This window comes from Chryseobacterium sp. ON_d1 (genome assembly GCF_006829085.1).
Taxonomy (GTDB): Bacteria; Bacteroidota; Bacteroidia; order Flavobacteriales; family Weeksellaceae; genus Chryseobacterium.
In genome coordinates this window covers 139,383-157,178 of the sequence record NZ_BJTC01000012.1, presented here as the reverse complement: position 1 = coordinate 157,178, position 17,796 = coordinate 139,383, and the positions used below count along the sequence as shown (strand labels likewise).

General features: G+C 36.9%; 17 protein-coding genes. 7 read left to right on the top strand and 10 right to left on the bottom strand.

Annotation, left to right across the window (positions count from 1 at the left end):
* The first annotated feature begins 15 nt into the window (after window positions 1-15).
* Both CRS_RS18910 and guaB read left to right on the top strand, forming a co-directional pair.
* On the top strand, window positions 16-720 hold the full coding sequence (locus CRS_RS18910) for a hypothetical protein (protein ID WP_142725521.1): 705 nt from the start codon (window positions 16-18) through the stop codon (window positions 718-720).
* A 186-nt stretch (window positions 721-906) separates the two neighbouring features.
* Window positions 907-2,367, top strand: a complete 1,461-nt coding sequence (gene guaB / locus CRS_RS18905) for an IMP dehydrogenase (protein ID WP_142725520.1) — start codon at window positions 907-909, stop codon at window positions 2,365-2,367.
* Between the two features lie 44 nt (window positions 2,368-2,411).
* Here the strand turns inward: guaB and CRS_RS18900 are convergent, their stop codons facing one another.
* From CRS_RS18900 to ruvC, 5 genes are all read right to left on the bottom strand, one after another.
* Complete coding sequence (locus CRS_RS18900) at window positions 2,412-2,609, bottom strand: KTSC domain-containing protein (protein ID WP_142725519.1); 198 nt, start codon at window positions 2,607-2,609, stop codon at window positions 2,412-2,414.
* Between the two features lie 91 nt (window positions 2,610-2,700).
* Window positions 2,701-3,393, bottom strand: a complete 693-nt coding sequence (locus tag CRS_RS18895) for a T9SS type A sorting domain-containing protein (RefSeq protein ID WP_142725518.1) — start codon at window positions 3,391-3,393, stop codon at window positions 2,701-2,703.
* 5 nt (window positions 3,394-3,398) lie between these two features.
* Entirely contained in the window at window positions 3,399-3,992 is a 594-nt protein-coding gene (locus tag CRS_RS18890; RefSeq protein ID WP_142725517.1) for a phage tail protein, read from the bottom strand.
* 163 nt (window positions 3,993-4,155) lie between these two features.
* A complete protein-coding gene (locus CRS_RS18885) occupies window positions 4,156-5,226 on the bottom strand; it encodes a DUF4407 domain-containing protein (protein ID WP_142725516.1) in 1,071 nt (356 codons plus the stop codon).
* A gap of 152 nt (window positions 5,227-5,378) precedes the next feature.
* Complete coding sequence (ruvC, locus tag CRS_RS18880; RefSeq protein WP_142725515.1) at window positions 5,379-5,933, bottom strand: crossover junction endodeoxyribonuclease RuvC; 555 nt, start codon at window positions 5,931-5,933, stop codon at window positions 5,379-5,381.
* A gap of 100 nt (window positions 5,934-6,033) precedes the next feature.
* Here ruvC and CRS_RS18875 point away from each other — a divergent pair, with 100 nt between their 5' ends.
* Window positions 6,034-6,519, top strand: coding sequence for a hypothetical protein (locus CRS_RS18875; protein ID WP_142725514.1), 486 nt, complete (start codon window positions 6,034-6,036; stop codon window positions 6,517-6,519).
* 2 nt (window positions 6,520-6,521) lie between these two features.
* Entirely contained in the window at window positions 6,522-7,880 is a 1,359-nt protein-coding gene (locus CRS_RS18870; protein ID WP_142725513.1) for a M64 family metallopeptidase, read from the top strand.
* A gap of 29 nt (window positions 7,881-7,909) precedes the next feature.
* On the opposite strand, the gene CRS_RS18865 is transcribed toward CRS_RS18870, so the two are convergent.
* Complete coding sequence (locus CRS_RS18865) at window positions 7,910-8,434, bottom strand: 2'-5' RNA ligase family protein (protein WP_142725512.1); 525 nt, start codon at window positions 8,432-8,434, stop codon at window positions 7,910-7,912.
* An 80-nt stretch (window positions 8,435-8,514) separates the two neighbouring features.
* Here CRS_RS18865 and CRS_RS18860 point away from each other — a divergent pair, with 80 nt between their 5' ends.
* Entirely contained in the window at window positions 8,515-8,838 is a 324-nt protein-coding gene (locus CRS_RS18860) for a PadR family transcriptional regulator (RefSeq protein ID WP_142725511.1), read from the top strand.
* Entirely contained in the window at window positions 8,835-9,554 is a 720-nt protein-coding gene (locus tag CRS_RS18855) for a hypothetical protein (RefSeq protein WP_142725510.1), read from the top strand. The genes CRS_RS18860 and CRS_RS18855 overlap by 4 nt, the downstream gene beginning before the upstream one ends.
* 19 nt (window positions 9,555-9,573) lie before the next feature.
* On the opposite strand, the gene CRS_RS18850 is transcribed toward CRS_RS18855, so the two are convergent.
* Window positions 9,574-10,689, bottom strand: a complete 1,116-nt coding sequence (locus CRS_RS18850) for a serine hydrolase (RefSeq protein ID WP_142725509.1) — start codon at window positions 10,687-10,689, stop codon at window positions 9,574-9,576.
* A 161-nt stretch (window positions 10,690-10,850) separates the two neighbouring features.
* Between CRS_RS18850 and CRS_RS18845 the strand changes: the two genes are divergently transcribed.
* Window positions 10,851-12,257, top strand: coding sequence for a pyridoxal-dependent decarboxylase (locus CRS_RS18845; RefSeq protein WP_142725508.1), 1,407 nt, complete (start codon window positions 10,851-10,853; stop codon window positions 12,255-12,257).
* Between the two features lie 33 nt (window positions 12,258-12,290).
* On the opposite strand, the gene CRS_RS18840 is transcribed toward CRS_RS18845, so the two are convergent.
* The 3 genes from CRS_RS18840 to CRS_RS18830 all read right to left on the bottom strand — a co-directional run bounded on the left by CRS_RS18840 (window position 12,291) and on the right by CRS_RS18830 (window position 17,770).
* Window positions 12,291-13,001: a diphthine--ammonia ligase gene (locus tag CRS_RS18840; RefSeq protein WP_142725507.1), complete on the bottom strand. Its 711-nt coding sequence runs from the start codon at window positions 12,999-13,001 to the stop codon at window positions 12,291-12,293.
* Window positions 13,002-13,083: 82 nt separating this feature from the next.
* A complete protein-coding gene (locus CRS_RS18835) occupies window positions 13,084-14,337 on the bottom strand; it encodes a hypothetical protein (RefSeq protein WP_142725506.1) in 1,254 nt (417 codons plus the stop codon).
* Between the two features lie 85 nt (window positions 14,338-14,422).
* Window positions 14,423-17,770, bottom strand: a complete 3,348-nt coding sequence (locus CRS_RS18830) for a methylmalonyl-CoA mutase family protein (RefSeq protein WP_142725505.1) — start codon at window positions 17,768-17,770, stop codon at window positions 14,423-14,425.
* Window positions 17,771-17,796: the final 26 nt, after the last annotated feature.

The following is a 17,796-nucleotide window of genomic DNA, read 5'->3' as shown; positions in this document are numbered from 1 at the left end:
CTAAACTGTCTGAACATGGAAAAATTAATGAGAGAAGTCAGGATCCTTAAAATCTATGCCGTTGTACTTACTGTACTGTGTGCTATGTTTTTCTTTCTCGCATTTAAAAATCAGTCTTCCAACGAACGTTTTAAAGAAATAGATGTAGAGCGCATCAATGTCGTAGAGAAAGATGGAACATTAAAAATGGTGATCAGTAACAAAGAACGTCAGCATCCCGGATTGGTAAATCATAAAGCGTTAAAACCTCGTGAAAGAGCTGCAGGAATTATTTTCTTCAACGCTTTGGGAGACGAATGTGGAGGTCTTGTATATGATGGTAATGAAAAAGAATCGGGAATGGTGTATTCTGTAGATCAGAGGAAGACCGATCAGATCATGCAGCTGCAATATTCCGAATCAGCAGGGAATGATAAAAAAAGAGTATATGGCTTGAAACTCTGGGACCGGCCTGATGATTTTCCACTGGAAGCAATGATTAAGTTTGAGGATTCTTTGAAAAAATTAAATGATCCCGTTGCAAGCAAAAAAGCATATGCAAAACTCAGGGAACAGGGAAGATTAACCAATGAACGTTTATTTGCGGGTAAGACAGCTAATGGAGATGTGGGTATTTTTATCCGTGACAGTAAAGGAAAAGTAAGATTACAAGTATATGTCGATAAAAATAACCAGACACACATTGAAAATCTGGATGAAAATGGTAAGGTTATTAAGTAGGCTTTTAATCAAAAATTATAATATATAACAAGTAGTTTCTACATATTCAATTATTTTGTACCGTAACCGTTCTGATAAAAGAACGGTTTTTTCGATTTAAGTTATTGATTATTAAATTTTATTTAAACTATCATAAAGGATTTTCATATCTCGTTAAAATAACCTAATTTTGCAAAGAAAGTAAAGATGTCTATTCATAACAAAATTGTAGAGACAGCCATCACTTTCGATGACGTTCTTCTAGTCCCTTCTTATTCAGAAGTTTTACCTAACCAGGTTTCATTAAAATCAAGACTTACCGACAAAATCACGCTGAATGTTCCGATAGTTTCCGCTGCGATGGACACTGTTACTGAAGCTGATCTGGCTATTGCTTTAGCGAGAGTGGGAGGGTTAGGCTTTATTCACAAAAACATGCCGATTGCTGAGCAGGCTGCTCAGGTAAACCGTGTGAAACGTTCCGAAAACGGAATGATTTCGGATCCGGTAACTTTATCTAAAGACCATACTTTAGGACAGGCTAAAGAAATGATGGCTAAATTCAAAATTTCTGGCTTACCGGTAGTGGATGCTGATAATGTTCTGATCGGAATTATTACCAACAGAGATGTAAAGTATCAGGAAAATCTTGATATGAAAGTGGAAGAGATCATGACCAAAGATAATCTGATCACTTCAGATAAAGATACCAATCTTGAAAAAGCTAAAGAAATCCTTCTTAAGAACAGGGTTGAAAAACTTCCTATTGTAGATAAAGATAATAAACTTGTAGGTTTAATTACCATCAAGGATATTGATAATCAATTGGAATATCCTAATGCCAATAAGGATGAGAATGGACGTCTTATCGTAGGAGCAGGAGTAGGAGTAGGAGAAGATACGCTGGCGAGAATTGAAGCTTTGGTACAGGCAGGTGTTGATATCGTAGCAATCGATTCTGCACATGGTCATTCTAAAGGAGTTTTAGACAAAATCTCAGAAATCAGAAAAGCATATCCGAATCTTGATGTTGTAGGAGGGAATATTGTAACTGCCGAGGCAGCTAAAGATCTTATTGAAGCAGGAGCTAATGTGCTGAAAGTAGGAGTGGGACCAGGTTCTATCTGTACAACCAGAGTGGTTGCAGGAGTAGGAGTACCTCAGTTATCCGCTATTTATAATGTTTACGAATATGCCAAGTCTCAAAATGTCACGGTAATTGCTGACGGAGGTATCAAACTTTCAGGAGATATTGTTAAAGCGATTGCTAGTGGAGCAGGTGCAGTAATGCTGGGTTCGCTTTTAGCAGGAACCGACGAAGCACCGGGAGAAGAAATTATCTTCCAGGGAAGAAAATTCAAATCTTATCAAGGGATGGGTAGCCTTTCAGCAATGAAGAGAGGAGGTAAAGAAAGATATTTCCAGAGTGAAGCTAAGAAATTTGTTCCGGAAGGAATTGAAGGAAGAGTTCCGCATAAAGGAAAATTGGAAGATGTAATTTTTCAGCTGACAGGAGGTCTGAGAGCAGGTATGGGATACTGTGGTGCAAAAGATATTGAAACACTTCAGAAAGATTCTAAACTGGTCATGATTACCGGAAGCGGATTGAAAGAATCCCACCCGCACGATGTGATTATTACACAGGAAGCTCCGAATTATTCTTTATAAGACTAAAATATTCAAAAATGTCTCCATTCCAATGGAGACATTTTTTATTTAACCTTTATATATTTGAATCTGGGCTTGATAACTTTATTCAGGAATTGCCCTTTAGATCTTGCTTTTCCAAATTTTTGAACAATATCAGCAGGAACCTTCAGATAGTCATAAACCGCTCCTGACTGATATATAATTCTCAATATTTCAGTTTCAGGGATATAAATGAAATGGTTTACAACACTTGATGGCATACTCCGGTTCATGCAAAAAATATTCCTTCTAAAAAAATAAAGCTTCCGGTATTTCCGAAAGCTTTAAATGTTTTTATTCTTTAAAAGTAATTTATTTTTTCACGAATTTAAACTGGTGAGTCTGAAAATTTCTGGTACTTATCTTTAAAATATACCCACCAGGAGCAAGTTGTGAAACATCAATTTTTGAATCAAATGCTTCAGATTTTACCAGGCGTCCATCAATATTATAAATCTGAACAGACAGTCCGTCATCAATACCCGAAATACGGATAAAATCGATCACCGGATTAGGGAAGATCTGGATTTTATTTTTAGCAAGCTCTGAAGTTCCCAATGTTGTAGTCTGTACATCACCTGTCATGGTGGAATTTCCTGCAGTGAGATTTCCTCCGCATTGTCCATTTGTAACAGCTGTATTTTCTACCCACGTTCCCACAGTATTGCCTGGGGGAATAGGAAGTGCATTATTTCCTGTCGAATTATAATAAAGTAAAGAGGGAGTGGTAAATGTTCCATTTCCTTCATCACCAAGAAATTCCCACCTTGTAAGAGCATTGTTCCACTGAATTTTGAACTCACAGGTTCCCAGTCCGCTACAATCCTGTCCACCATCAATAGGAGTGGTCATATAGATGTTTTTATTAAAAGTATCTACTCCGGTTTTATTAAATGTATACGTATTGGGAGGACTGCTAAACAGATTAGAACATCCGGTAAAAGTTATCGTCTGCGCAAAAGCTGAGCTTCCGAGAGCGAGACCTACTAAGTAAAGAATTTTCATAATAATTAGTTTTGGGTTGGAAAGACTCCTACCAATGAAATAATACATTTCAAGGTTATAAACGGGGGTCTGTTTTCGTGAGGCTGACCTCCTCCCGTATTATTCACCATTGTACTTTTCATTGTGGTATTGGCTGCAGCATCAGAATATTCTTTGTCAAGAATTTTGGTGTCAGCAGGAAGACTGTTGGTTGGGGAATTTTGATTCCCATCAGCGGTTACGGCATTTACCGTGTGATTGTGTGGTGGTATTTGTGTTACCGTTAATGTCACACTTTCTGTTCCTCCGATTTGGCCCATGGTATATGTTGTAGGGCCTCCGGGAGCCTGGCCGTTATGTACAAGTACCCTTCCCCTCATATCGGGTAAGGCAAATGTAGTTGTTCCGTTTCCTCCGTAAGTAGTCCCTAGAAGAGCAAAAAGAGCCTGGTTTTGAGCGATAGGAAGAAGTTGTCCGTTGCATTCTGCCCAGTTTTTCGGGGCAAAATTATAAGGAACAAAAGCAATTTGTCCCAAATATGGATCTGATGCCTGAGCTTTTAGTGTAGGAGCAAATGCACTGCATATCAGCAGCGTACATACAAAAAATAAGTTTTTCATGATAATAAAGATTTTAAGTAGTATAAAATTAGAAAATATTTCGCATAAAATACTTAAATAAAAGAAAAACCTTTTACAGCAGTGTAAAAGGTTAGATTTTATTTATTGAAATTTATATTATTATAGATTTTTTCTCTAATCTTTAGAGATAGCAGGTACTGTTTTATTTTTTTAAATGATCTTTGAAATCTTCGATTCTGAAGTCTGTCAGAGCATTTCCTTTTTCAATTTTTTCTTTGGAGTATAACCTGAAATCCTTTTCTGTTTTTTCTAAAAGATAATCATATGGACCTATGTGAGAAATTAATTTTACCAGCACCGGAGAGATTTCAAGACAGATAAACAATCCCATGATAAAAGTGGCTGCAAGTCCTATGATAGCAGAATTTTTACCAAGCTCATCCAATGCCTGAAGCCTTGCTGCAAATCCATTAAATTTATCTTCAAAAGTTTCTGTGGATTTTCTTTCTGTTTCCAGGTTGGTATATACCTTGGATATTTCTTTATCGAGGTATTCCAGTCGTGGAGCTGACTGTTTTTGGAAGTTCTCAAGGTCCTGCCTGCGCTGCTCTTTCAATTCCTGTTTACGCTTGGCGTTTGGACCGTAACCTTCTTTTCCACTGGTTAAGCCGGATTGTTTTCCCAGAATTTCTTTTTCAAGCTCTACCGAAGCGGAATCATATGCTTTCTGATACTGGGCAATTTTTCCTGAAATCTGTTGTTTTTCAGTCTCAAAAGGACCGCTCTGCTGAAGAATCCTTCCATTCATTTCTCCCTGAAGTTGCTTTTTATTTCTTTGGATAATCGTATTCAGCTGTTTGTTTACTTCTTTTTCAAAAATTTTAAGCTCTAAAGGTTTAGAAATAATGATTCCTAAAAATGTAGCAAGAATAAGACGGGGAATGGCCATCAGAACCTGATTCCACCACGTTCCGGTTTTCTTAATGGAAGAAACAATATAACGGTCAAGATTGAAGATCATCAATCCCCAGAGAATTCCAAAACCTACAGATGCCCAGATATTATCAAATACCGTATACATGGCATAGCCTGCAGATAAAGTCGCAAATACTGCAGTGAAAAGTACAATTCCTCCAATTCCGGAAAATTTATTCCATTCGCTTGGAGTCTTTCTTAAGATGTGAATATTTCCTCCGGAACAGACCATCAGGAATTTTTGGAACCAGTTTATTTTATGAGTCCCTTGATTTATAGTTTGTTGGTTTGTTTTCATACCTGAAAATTTATACAAAGGTAATACTAAAAATCATACCAATGTAAAAGATAGTATTATGTTTTACCAAGTAATTATGCCTGTTTGTATAAAATACTGTTTTTAAGGCGGTTAATTTTACTTTATAGAAATTTTCAATGTGAATATGAAAACTATTTCAATCGATCCGGGTTCTGCTTCAAAAAGCTTTCCCAGCCTGAATAGGATTTAGTATCAGTAATGGCTCCGGAATTGAAATGATGGCATACTGCAACAGCAAGACCATCAGAGGCATCTAAATATTTTGTTGGGAATTCCTTTAACTTAAGAAGATTCTGCAGCATTCCGGCTACCTGTTCCTTACTGGCGTTTCCGTTTCCGGTGATCGCCATTTTTATTTTTTTGGGAGAGTACTCAGTAATGGGAATATTTCTGTAAAGGCTGGCGGCCATGGCAACTCCCTGTGCACGTCCTAGTTTTAGCATACTCTGTACATTTTTTCCATAGAACGGAGCTTCCAGAGCTACTTCGTCCGGATGGAATTCATCAATAAGAGATAAGGTTCTTTCAAAAATGTATTTGAGCTTAGTCTCGTGATTAGGATATTTTTTCAAAATAAGTTCATGGATAGAGACCATCTCCATTTTTCCTTTCTTTACGGAGATGATGCCAAATCCCATTACCGTTGTTCCCGGGTCAATTCCTAAAATTATTTTCTCTGAAATCATTGCTCCAAAGATAGGACTTTCTATGTTGCCAGTATAAAAAAGTATCTTCAGTGATTTTTATTTATTTCTAAAACTTTAGTACCTTTAAATAAAAATGATTATGAAAAATGTATTACATGCACTCATTGTTCCTGTCTTTCTGTTGTGTAGTTTTCAGAAAGAAAATAATGTACCCCTAAACAGAGGTTCAAAAATTGTGGCTGCGAAAAACGACCGGATTATTTATTTGTTTTTCAGGGCCGATAAAGATCAGTCAGGAAATCCCAAGATTTTCCTTCAGAGCACTAAAATTACAGACGGAAGACTGAAACATGTCCCATCTTTTGAAAGAAACGAAATTCACAGAGGAGATCTTATTATTACACTGGCAGGTTCTGATGGTAAAGAAGTAGGGAAGCAGCTGGTAAAGGATCCTTTTAATCCGGAACTGGAAGTATATGAAAAAGAAGGGATTTCAAGACATAAAGCTTCTCTTCAGAGCACTGAGTTCAGTCTACGGTTTTCTTATGCTGGAAATGTGCAGTCTGTAAAAGTTGAAAAAGCAACTGATGATGGTGTACAACTAATATTCACACAAAAACTATAACAATGAAAAAAACTTTATTATCCCTTTTGGTAGGTAGCTGCTGTTTTGCCCAGACATTCGAGACTGTTTCCCTTTTACAGAACGGAGATAACAGTAAGCGTATTGTTATCGCAGTTTTGGGAGATGGGTTTACTGCAGCACAACAAACTGCTTTTACGACATCAGCTCAGAATACTGTCAATTATCTCTTTACAAAAAGCCCCTATACAGAATATAAAAATTATTTTAATGCCTATGCTGTAAAAGTGGTTTCTACAGAATCCGGAGTAAAGCATCCGGGAACAGCGACTGATGTCACAGAGCCTGTAATTCCTGTGACTAACCCTGATAACTACCTCGGATCTACTTTCGATGTAGGAGTTCACAGATGTATATACAGTAATACAACCAATAAAGTAGGACAGGTTCTGGCCGCTAATATCCCTGATTATGATATTACCTATGTATTGGGTAATTCTACTGAATACGGAGGCTGTGGTGGTACGTATGCTTTTGCTTCATTAAATGGCTCTTCGAATGAAATTGTAGTGCATGAGCTGGGGCATTCGTTTGGGAAACTGGCTGACGAATATTGGTTCTCAGGTTCACTGGAGTCCCCTAATAAAACACAGAATTCAAACCCTGCAACGATCAAATGGAAAAATTGGGTAGGATTGAATGGAGTAGGAGTGTACCCCCATGCGGAAAGCCCAACCTGGTTCCGGCCGCATCAGAGTTGTGAGATGAGGTATCTTAATCAGCAGTTTTGCTCCGTATGTAAAGAGGCAATTATTGAAAGAATCCACAGCTTGGTTTCTCCTGTAGATTCTTATACTCCGGGAAACAATACTTCTGTTGATGCTACTTCCAATATTACTTTCACGGTCAACGAAATTCTTCCTGTACCCAATACATTGGTCAACACCTGGACATTAAATGGTACTGCTCTGGGAGCCACTGGAAATAGTATTACGGTTACTCCGGCACAACTCAACAGCGGAAATAATACTTTGACATTTTCTGTAGTGGATAATAATCCGCTTTTGAAAGTTGACAATCACAGCACGCTTCATGTTACCAATGTTTCCTGGACGCTGAATAAATCAACTCTCAAGATTTCAGAAGTAAAAGCTGAAGAGAGACGTTTCAGTATCTATCCAAATCCGACGGACGGAGAATTTTTCATTAAAGGAAAACAGGAGTTTGCAAAAAATATAAATGTTGAAGTTTACGATGCTTCAGGAAAACTGATTCCATCCAGATTTGAACTGAAAGATTCTGCAATAAGGGTTGATATTAAGAACTTTCCTGCAGGTACATATCTGTTGAATGTAAAGGAAAATAAAAATCTGATTATTTCTCAGAAAATTATAAAAGAATAATTAAGTGAAACCGGCTGCACAAGCCGGTTTTATTTTTCAAGCTTCTTTTCTGCAATAGGAACCCATTGTCCATCATGACGCAAGAGCAGTATTTTATCAACTAAGAATTTCGTTTTGTATTCCTTGGTTTTATATTTTTCCCAGGCCTTGAGATAATTCTCCCAGGTTAAATTTCTGTATCCAACAGTCATATGTGGATTAAAAGAATATTGGCCAAAATCAAAATGGTCTTTTATCCTGTGATAAAGTTCTTTTAAATGTAAATTTTCTTTTGGATGAATATAAAGCACGGGATTTTTAGGATTGGAAAAGCTTCCGAATCCATCCAGTTCTATCTCAAAAGGAGTGATATCTGTATTGATTTTCTGAAAAGCAGTGTGAATATCATCTTCCAGTTCAAATTCTCTTGAAAAAGGTGGCAGAAGAGTAATGTGAGCTTCATTCTGCAAAGCTTTGGAATTGTCATAGTGAATAGCCAGATCTGTTTTAAAGATTTTTACTTCTTCAATAATCTGTTGTGGAGGATAAATCGCTATGAAGTACATTTTTTTCATAAGTAAAACTAAAAATTTTACAGTAAATCTATATACATAAGAAAATTATGCATAAGTTTGCAATATATATAAATCATTTCATGAAAAAGAATAGTCTTTACAAAGGTACCCTGCAGAATATTATTTTAAAGCTCCTTTCAAAGGAAGTTAAAATGTATGGCTATCAGATCACCCAAAGAGCCAAAGAACTGACTCAGGGTGAGCTTGAAATGACGGAAGGTGCACTTTATCCATTACTGCACAAACTGGAAAGTGATGGAATGATCACCTCCGAAATTCAGAAGATTAACGGAAGAGACCGGAAATATTACCTGCTGACTGAAAAAGGAAAGAAGCAGCAGGCAGAAAAAGAGACTGAAATGAAAAGTTATTTACTCAACCTTCAAGCAATATTCAATATATGATAACCGAACTACAGGAAAGTAAAATTACAGAGTATCTGATCGCTCAGCAACTTTCATTGGATATTCTGGTAGAAATCAGAGATCATATGATCAGCCAGATCTCAGAGCTTCAGTTCAATGAAAATCTGGATTTTGAAGCTGCTTTTCTGAAGATAAAAGAATCCTGGAATGGAGAGTTTGCAATGGTTAATTACGTGTTGTTTTATCCCGCTAAAATTCCTTTGATTGCCAAAAGAATTATTCAGGAGAGATACAATGGACTTTTTAAAAAATCACTGATGGTAGGATTGCTGGCTTCAGTAATTAATTTGTTGTTATTATTGATAGCGGGAAGTAAGGAGGAATATACAGTCTTTTTCAGATTACTGAACGGATCATTTGTAGTAATGACAATATTAATCTGGGTTTTTAATTATAAAATCTGGAAATACTTAAAAGCAGATTTTAAATACAGAGGGAAATGTCTTTACACAATGTATCAGCAAAATCTGGGATTGATGGTTGTATGTGCCAGCTCTATGACACAAGTGGCATCAAAGAGCGGATCTTATGCCTATCAGTTGATCAGGGAACAAAATCATCATGATGTTTTGACAGGCTTGATTACGTTGATTCTCCCTTTTATACTGCAGACCGCCCTTACCTTTGCCTTATTTAATTTTATTGAACATAAAAAGAATCTTGTAAAAATGCAGGAGTTTCTGAAGCCGGTATAGGTAATAAACTCATAAGACGCTAATGCTTTGATCTAAGCTGTGAAAGTGTATTTTCAAGATGATCCGTGATCTTTTTTACTTCAATATGAGGTCTGAAGATGGCTCCTTTTCCTTTTTCTTCATCTGCTATATTGGATAAAATAATGACAGATGTTTTTGTATCCGGATAATAAATATTAAGAGAAGGAGAGCCCTTTACGTAGCCGCTGTGAAAATAAGAACTGGGCTGGCCGATATTCAGCATAATTCCATAGGCATACCCCATTTTCCCAAAGATGGCGTGGTGTCTTTCTGCGCTTTTAGCCATAAAGAGTTTAAGAGTTTCCGGTTTTAAGATTTTTCCACTGTACAGTGCATTGTTCCATGAATGAAGATCCTGAACGGTAGATAATATTCCCCCTGCAGGAGTTCCGATTTCCTGGCCGCCTAACCTTTTCGGCATGTTGGGAACTTCCTGAAATTTGGCAGGTGTACCAATATAGGCACTGGCAAAATTATTTCCTTTAAAATTATTTTCCGTCGAAGAATGCGTCATCCCTGCCTTTTTGAAAAGTTCCTGGGCATTTTCATCATAAGATTTACCCGATACTTTTTCCACAATTTTTCCAAGAGTATTGAAGCCGTCGTTGGAGTAGAAGAAATCCGATCCGCTTTTAAACATCAGCTTTCCACCTGTCATATTCAATCCTGAAGTATGATTTAATAACTGATGGATTGTTATGTTTTCATATTCTTTAATCTGGAATTCTTTCAGGTATTTTGAAACTTTATCTGTTACATGGAGTTTTCCCTGTTCCATCTGAAGCAGGATCAGAACAGCGGTGAATTGTTTGCTTACAGATCCTATGGCAAAAATAGTATTGCTGTCAATTTTAATCTTTCTCTTAAAATCAGAATAGCCGTTTTCTCTTCTGTAAAGGGGTATAGAATCTTTAAAGACGGCGATGCTTCCATTAAAATGATACTTTTTAAAAGTAGAATCAATCTGCTGTTCCAAAAGTGTTTTCTGAAAAGCAGCAATGGTAGAATCAATAATTGTTTTTTTATCAACAGGAGATACTTTTGGCGCCAGCGTTTCAGTTGTACAGGAAAACATTAAACAGAAAAGGGACAGGAATATTAAATTTTTGATCACAGGTGTTATTTTTTAATGTTGATTATACTCTTAAAGATACTAAAATATCAAAAAGAGGATTAAAGGAAGCAAATTGTGTGCTAGAAAGGGTTTTTACATCCGTTCAATATCGTTTTATGGATCTCTTTTAATACTTTTGAATATAATTTGTCACAAAAACTATGAATGAACATTTGAAAAACGATTCGAAAAACATCGGACATTTACTTAATCTCATAAAAGAACAGGGAACAGCATATTTAGACACCATAGAAGAGAGGCCTACATCCATAGTTCTCCACCACCCGGCCGAAAAACAGGAGTTGCCGGAATCAGGATTGGGGACAGAAAAAGCGCTGAAGGTTTTCAATGAAAAATTTGAACCGATAATGGTTGCTTCCTCGGGACCGAGATACTGGGGATTTGTAACAGGCGGCGCCACTCCGGCATCGGTTGCAGGAGATTGGCTTGCATCTGTTTATGATCAGAATACACAGACTATGAAAGGTCAGGGGGATATTTCAGGAATCATAGAAGTCGAAGCTATACAACTTTTGCTGGACCTCCTTCAGCTTCCGGGAAATTTCATGGGAGGTTTTGTAACAGGTGCTACGATGTCTAATTTTACCTGTCTGGCTGTTGCCCGTCAATGGCTGGGAAAAGAACTGGGAAGAGATATAGCCAGAGAAGGGGTTTCCGGAAGCATAAAAGTGTTGGGTGCTACTCCTCATTCATCTTCAATAAAGTCATTGGCACTTTTGGGCTTAGGCAGTAATAATATCGTTCGGATTAAAATTCAGGAAGGAAACAGAGAATCTATCTGCATTCAGGATCTTGAAGAAAATATACAGAAGCTTAACGGTGAGCCGTTTATCTTAATTTCAAGCGGAGGAACTGTAAATACGGTGGATTTTGATGATTTTAAGGCAATCAGTAAGTTAAAAGAAAAATATAACTTCTGGTGGCATATTGATGCTGCTTTCGGTGGTTTTGCTGCCTGTTCAGAAACCCACAGACATCTGATAGAGAACTGGGAGTTTGCGGACAGTATTACAGTAGACTGTCACAAATGGATGAATGTCCCTTATGAGAGTGCGGTCTTTCTGATCAAAGAGCAATACAAGGTTCTGCAGATTGAAACTTTTCAAAATTCAAATGCTCCTTATCTTGGAGACCCTATGGAAAACTTCAATTATTTAAACTTTCTTCCTGAAAATTCAAGAAGGCTGAAAGCATTGCCGGCCTGGTTCTCTCTTATGGCTTATGGTAAAAAGGGATATCAGGAAATTGTAGATAAAAATATATCATGGGCACAGCTGTTGGGAAATCTGATTGAAAACAGTAATGATTTTAAACTCCTGGCCCCGGTAAGATTGAATACGGTCTGCTTTACATTAAAAGATGAAACAAGACAGGATGAGGTAGATGCATTTCTTGAAAAAGTTAATGATACAGGGAAAGTCTTCATGACTCCTACATTTTATAATAACCATAAAGGAATAAGAGCCGCTTTTGTCAACTGGATGACCAGTGAAAAAGATATTCACATGGTATTTGAAATCATGAACGGAATAGCTCCATTAAAATAATACATTAAAGCCTGTGGATATTAATCTACAGGCTTATTTTAGTAGCAGATCACAAAACCAGAAAATATATTCTCCACTTTCTTCTTCAGGAGCAGTTTTAGGTTTAGGATAGGTTTTCTTTACCGTTTCTCCGATTTCAAACTGAACCGGTTTTTTGAAAATAGGGCCATCAAAAGTGAAAGTATGGAACTCTCCGTTTTCTCCGCACGGATCTACATTTCCGGGAAGATCATCAATGAATTTCTCATCAATAATACGCCCTGCAAAACTTTTATCCAGGTAAGATCCGTTCACACAGGTTACAATAGTCTTAAAATCAAGTTCTAAAAATTCCCGGATGAGGTTGGATGTATTTTGTTTCCAAAGCGGAAATACGGCTTTCATACCGATAGCATTTAGTTGGTCTTCTCTGTATTTTCTCAGATCTTCCAGGAAAATATCCCCGAAAACGGAATGTGTAATACCCTGAGACTGAATTTCAGCCATCGTTTTATTCATGATTTCCTGATACTCTTCCATGGATGGTTCTTTAGGAAGCTCCATTTTAATCAATGGAATTCCCAGACTTTCAGCCTGTTTTTCTAAAAGGGAAATAGGTACCCCATGCATGGAAATCCTTTGAAATTCCTCATTGATGCTGGTAAGCAGTGTCGAGATCTCATATTGATCCTCCTGCAGTATTTTGTAAAGGGCAAGGGCAGAATCTTTTCCGCTGCTCCAGTTGAATAAAGCTTTTGGTTTCATTGTATAATAAAAATCTCCCAAAAATAGGGAGATTTTATTGATTTGTTTTTTTTATAAAGAATTGAACAAAATAGAGAAGAAATCAATGGTATATGATTTCTGTCTTTTCGTGAAATTTACTTTTGGTAAGGTATTCTTTTTTTAATTGTTCGCTTGCTTGAGTATCAACAAGTTTTGATGTATATAGTTCTTCAAAATCGGAGTAACTGATTTCTCTTTTGTATTGAGTGTTGGAGTCAAAGGATTCATTATCTTTTTTTTCATATGTTGTAAGATAAATATGCTCCTGGATTAGAAGTTCAATCCAGTTCTTATGTTTATCAAACTGATAGGTGCTTTTTGTAAAGACATTATCACCTTCATTCCGTATTTCTTTATCATAAGTAATATACCCGGAATCATCATATGAAAGCAGATGATGCGTTTTGTTTTCATTGATCGGGCTCTCTTTCAGGCTGTTGCTGTAATTTTTTGTTATTGTTATTCTTTCTGCCTGATTTTTTGAGTTAAAAATTGTTTTATCTACGGAAGAGAATTTTAGTGGTTCAGAATCTAAGGAATTATAAATAAGATCTCCATTATCATTATATTCAAAGACTTCAGTTTCCTTATTATTTCCAACAAAATTATGGGTTTCTTTTTTTGTTACTTTTTCAGGAAACTTTGAGTTGCCATAATAGAAGATCCTTTCATATTTTAGTTCAGACTTATTGGGAATGTGTAAAGCTCTCTCTTCTTTGGTCATTCTCTGCTGTTTGTCAAAAGTGAGTTTTCTTTTTTCAATATTTAATCCTGTTCTTTTTTCAATGATGTATACCTGCACAATTATATTGCTGTTTTCAATATGATATTGATATTCAGTATAATTTCTAAAATCAAGGTTTCCATCTGTTCTATTGTACTCATATTTACTTTTCAGGTTACCAATATTATCATATGTATATTCAGTTACAGCGTCGTAGTCCTCATAATAATTTATTATATGAGAAATAAGAGCATTTTCATTATATATGATTATTGAACGGAATCTGTCAGAATACTGTTGTACACTATTTAATTTTCCTAATTTGTTAAAATGTATTTCTGCGAGTAGTTTTTTTGCGTCTTTAGGGTTCTTTTCCAACAGGTATTCTTCATAAATCTTTGCAGAACCGATAGGATGATTAAAACTAAATCCTTTTTCAGGATAACGAAGGGCATAATAGGTAGTAAGTAAAAAGTTTTGCCCTAAAATCATTTCCAGTTTTTCAGGTGGTAAATAATTGTTTTTATTTTTACTCTGGGTAAAATATAAGTTGAAAATAAAAATTAGAGAAAGGAATATGGTTTTAGTCATTGAGGTTAGTTTAATGTTAAAAATACAAAACCTCAAAGAAATCCTTTGAGGTTTAATTTATAAAAAATGGAGTTCCAATTACGGATTACATATTTCTTCTGTATTTACCACCTACTTCAAATAAAGCATTGGTAATTTGCCCTAAAGAACAGTATTTCACAGCATCCATCATCACTTCGAATAAGTTCTGCTGATTGATCGCTGCGTGCTGAAGTTTTCTTAAAGCTTCCTCAGATCTGTTTTCATTGGCTTTCTGGAAATTGTGAAGAGATTCAATCTGTGCTTGTTTTTCCTCTTCTGTAGAACGGATGACTTCTCCAGGTAAAACCGTTGGAGAACCATCTTTTCCTAAGAAGGTATTTACTCCGATGATCGGATATTCACCGGTATGCTTCAGCCATTCGTAATGCATAGATTCTTCCTGGATTTTTGAACGCTGATACATCGTTTCCATTGCTCCAAGAACACCTCCTCTTTCTGTGATTCTGTCGAATTCTGCATATACTGCTTCTTCTACAAGATCCGTTAATTCTTCAATGATAAATGATCCCTGAAGCGGGTTTTCATTTTTAGCCAAGCCTAATTCTTTATTGATGATCAGCTGGATTGCCATGGCTCTTCTTACAGACTGCTCAGTAGGAGTGGTAATCGCCTCATCATAAGCGTTGGTGTGTAGCGAATTACAGTTATCATAGATGGCATACAATGCCTGAAGGGTTGTTCGGATATCATTGAAATCAATTTCCTGAGCGTGCAGAGAACGTCCTGAAGTCTGGATGTGGTATTTCAGCATCTGGCTTCTTTCATCAGCTCCGTATTTTAATTTCATTGCTTTTGCCCAGATTCTTCTTGCCACACGCCCGATTACTGAATATTCAGGGTCGATGCCATTGGAGAAGAAGAAAGATAAGTTAGGTGCAAAATCATTGATGTCCATTCCACGGCTTAAGTAATATTCCACGTAAGTGAAACCGTTAGCCAGTGTGAATGCCAATTGGGAAACCGGATTGGCTCCTGCTTCAGCAATATGATATCCTGAAATGGAAACAGAATAGAAATTTCTTACTTTTTCTCTGATGAAATATTCCTGAACATCACCCATCAATCTCAGGGCAAATTCAGTAGAGAAAATACAGGTATTCTGAGCCTGGTCTTCTTTTAAAATGTCAGCCTGAACGGTGCCACGAACGGTAGCAATTGTTTTAGCTTTAATTTCTGCATACACTTCGGCAGGAATCACTTCATCACCGGTTAATCCTAAAAGCTGCAGTCCCAAACCATTGTTGGATGGAGGAAGTTCACCATTGTATTTCGGTCTTTCTAATCCTTTATCGTCGAATTTTTCTTTAAGTTTAGCCTCTACTTTAGCTTCTAAACTGTTTTCTTTGATGTATTTTTCAACATTCTGGTCGATGGCTGCATTCATAAAGAAAGCCAGCAGCATTGGCGCAGGACCATTGATTGTCATTGAAACTGAAGTCAGTGCATTCACAAGATCAAATCCTGAATACAGCTTTTTAGCATCATCCAATGTAGCGATAGAAACCCCTGCATTGCCGATCTTACCATAAATGTCCGGTGGTAAAGCGGGATCCTGACCATATAATGTTACAGAATCAAATGCTGTAGACAGACGTTTCGCAGGCATTTCTGCAGAAACATAGTGGAATCTTCTGTTGGTTCTCTCAGGACCTCCTTCTCCCGCGAACATCCTTGTCGGATCTTCACCGGTTCTTTTGAACGGATAAATACCTGCTGTATAAGGGAAGCTTCCCGGAAGATTTTCCTGTCCTTTCCATTTGATCAGATCACCCCAGTCATTGTATTTTGGTAATGCAATTTTTGGAATTCTTAGGTGAGATAAAGATTCTGTTGAGGTTTCAACTTTAATTTCTTTTCCTCTTACAAAATAAGAATAGAATTCTGCGTGGAATGCTTTTTTCGTGTCATCCCATGTCTTAAGGAAGTCAATGTTATCCTGTTGAAGTTCTTTTTCAGCTTTTTGGTATTCAGCATCCAAAGTTTCATTGGAAATAATATTCTTTACACCTTCAATATGATACATCTTTCTGGCAAGCTCAGCCTGTTTTTCAACATTGGCATCATATTGTTTGTTGTTTTCAACAATTTCAGAAAGGTAACGAACCCTTTTTGGTGGGATAATGGTTACTTCATCTGTGATTTCCTGCTCAACAAAAGTATTTAATTGTAAATCAGCAAATTTCTCGTTTACTTTTGAAACCAATCTGTTGTATAATTCAGTAGTGCCATGATCGTTGAACTGAGATGCTTTTGTTGCATAAACCGGCATATCCTCCAGCTGACTTTCCCACAAAAGGTGGTTTCTCTGGAATTGTTTTCTTACTGCCTGAAGAGCATCCAATGCACCACGCTTGTCAGATTTATTTAATGCAACAAGATCCGCATAATCCAGCATGTCTATTTTTTCCAGCTGCGTAGAAGCTCCATATTCAGGAGTCATTACATACATGGAAACATCTGCAAAATCCGAAACTTCTGAACCAGACTGTCCGATCCCTGATGTTTCAAGGATAATAACATCCGGATGAGCCAGTTTCAGTACATTCAATGCAGAATGAATAAACGGAGAAACGGAAACGTTATTTTCTCTGGTTGCCATAGAACGCATATAAACTCTCGGATCATTGATCGCATTCATACGGATTCTATCACCTAATAAGGCGCCTCCTGTTTTCTTTTTGGAAGGGTCGATAGAGATAATGGCAATTTTTTTATCAGTATTGGAACGTAAGAAACGTCTTACCAATTCATCTGTTAAAGAAGATTTACCTGCTCCTCCGGTACCTGTGATACCGATAATCGGAATGGTTAAATCCTTGGATTTTTCATCAATAGCTTTTACAAGTTCAGGTTTCTCCTCTGAAAAGTTTTCAACAGCAGAAATAATCTGAGCAATGCTGGAAGGGTTTTCAAAACTGATATCCTCAAGGTCTTTTGCAGTAACATCTTTTCCTGTAGCAAAATCTGATCTTTGAACCAGATCATCAATCATTCCCTGAAGTCCAAGTTCGCGGCCGTCATCCGGAGAATAAATTCTATCGATTCCGTAAGACATAAGATCTTTAATCTCTTCCGGCAGAATTACACCGCCGCCGCCACCAAAAATCTTGATCTGAGGAGAATTTTTTTCTCTCAGCAGGTCGTAAATATATTTAAAATATTCATTGTGACCTCCCTGATATGAGGTTAATGCAATGGCATTGGCATCTTCCTGGATCGCTGTATTCACAACTTCCTCTGCTGATTTATCGTGTCCTAAGTGGATTACTTCGCATCCTGTTCCCTGAATAACACGACGCATAATATTGATCGCAGCATCGTGGCCGTCAAATAATGAGGCCGCAGTGACGATTCTTACCTTGTTGGTTGGAGTATATTTTTGGGTTTCCATAAAAATTTTAGAAAGTTTCTAAGTTT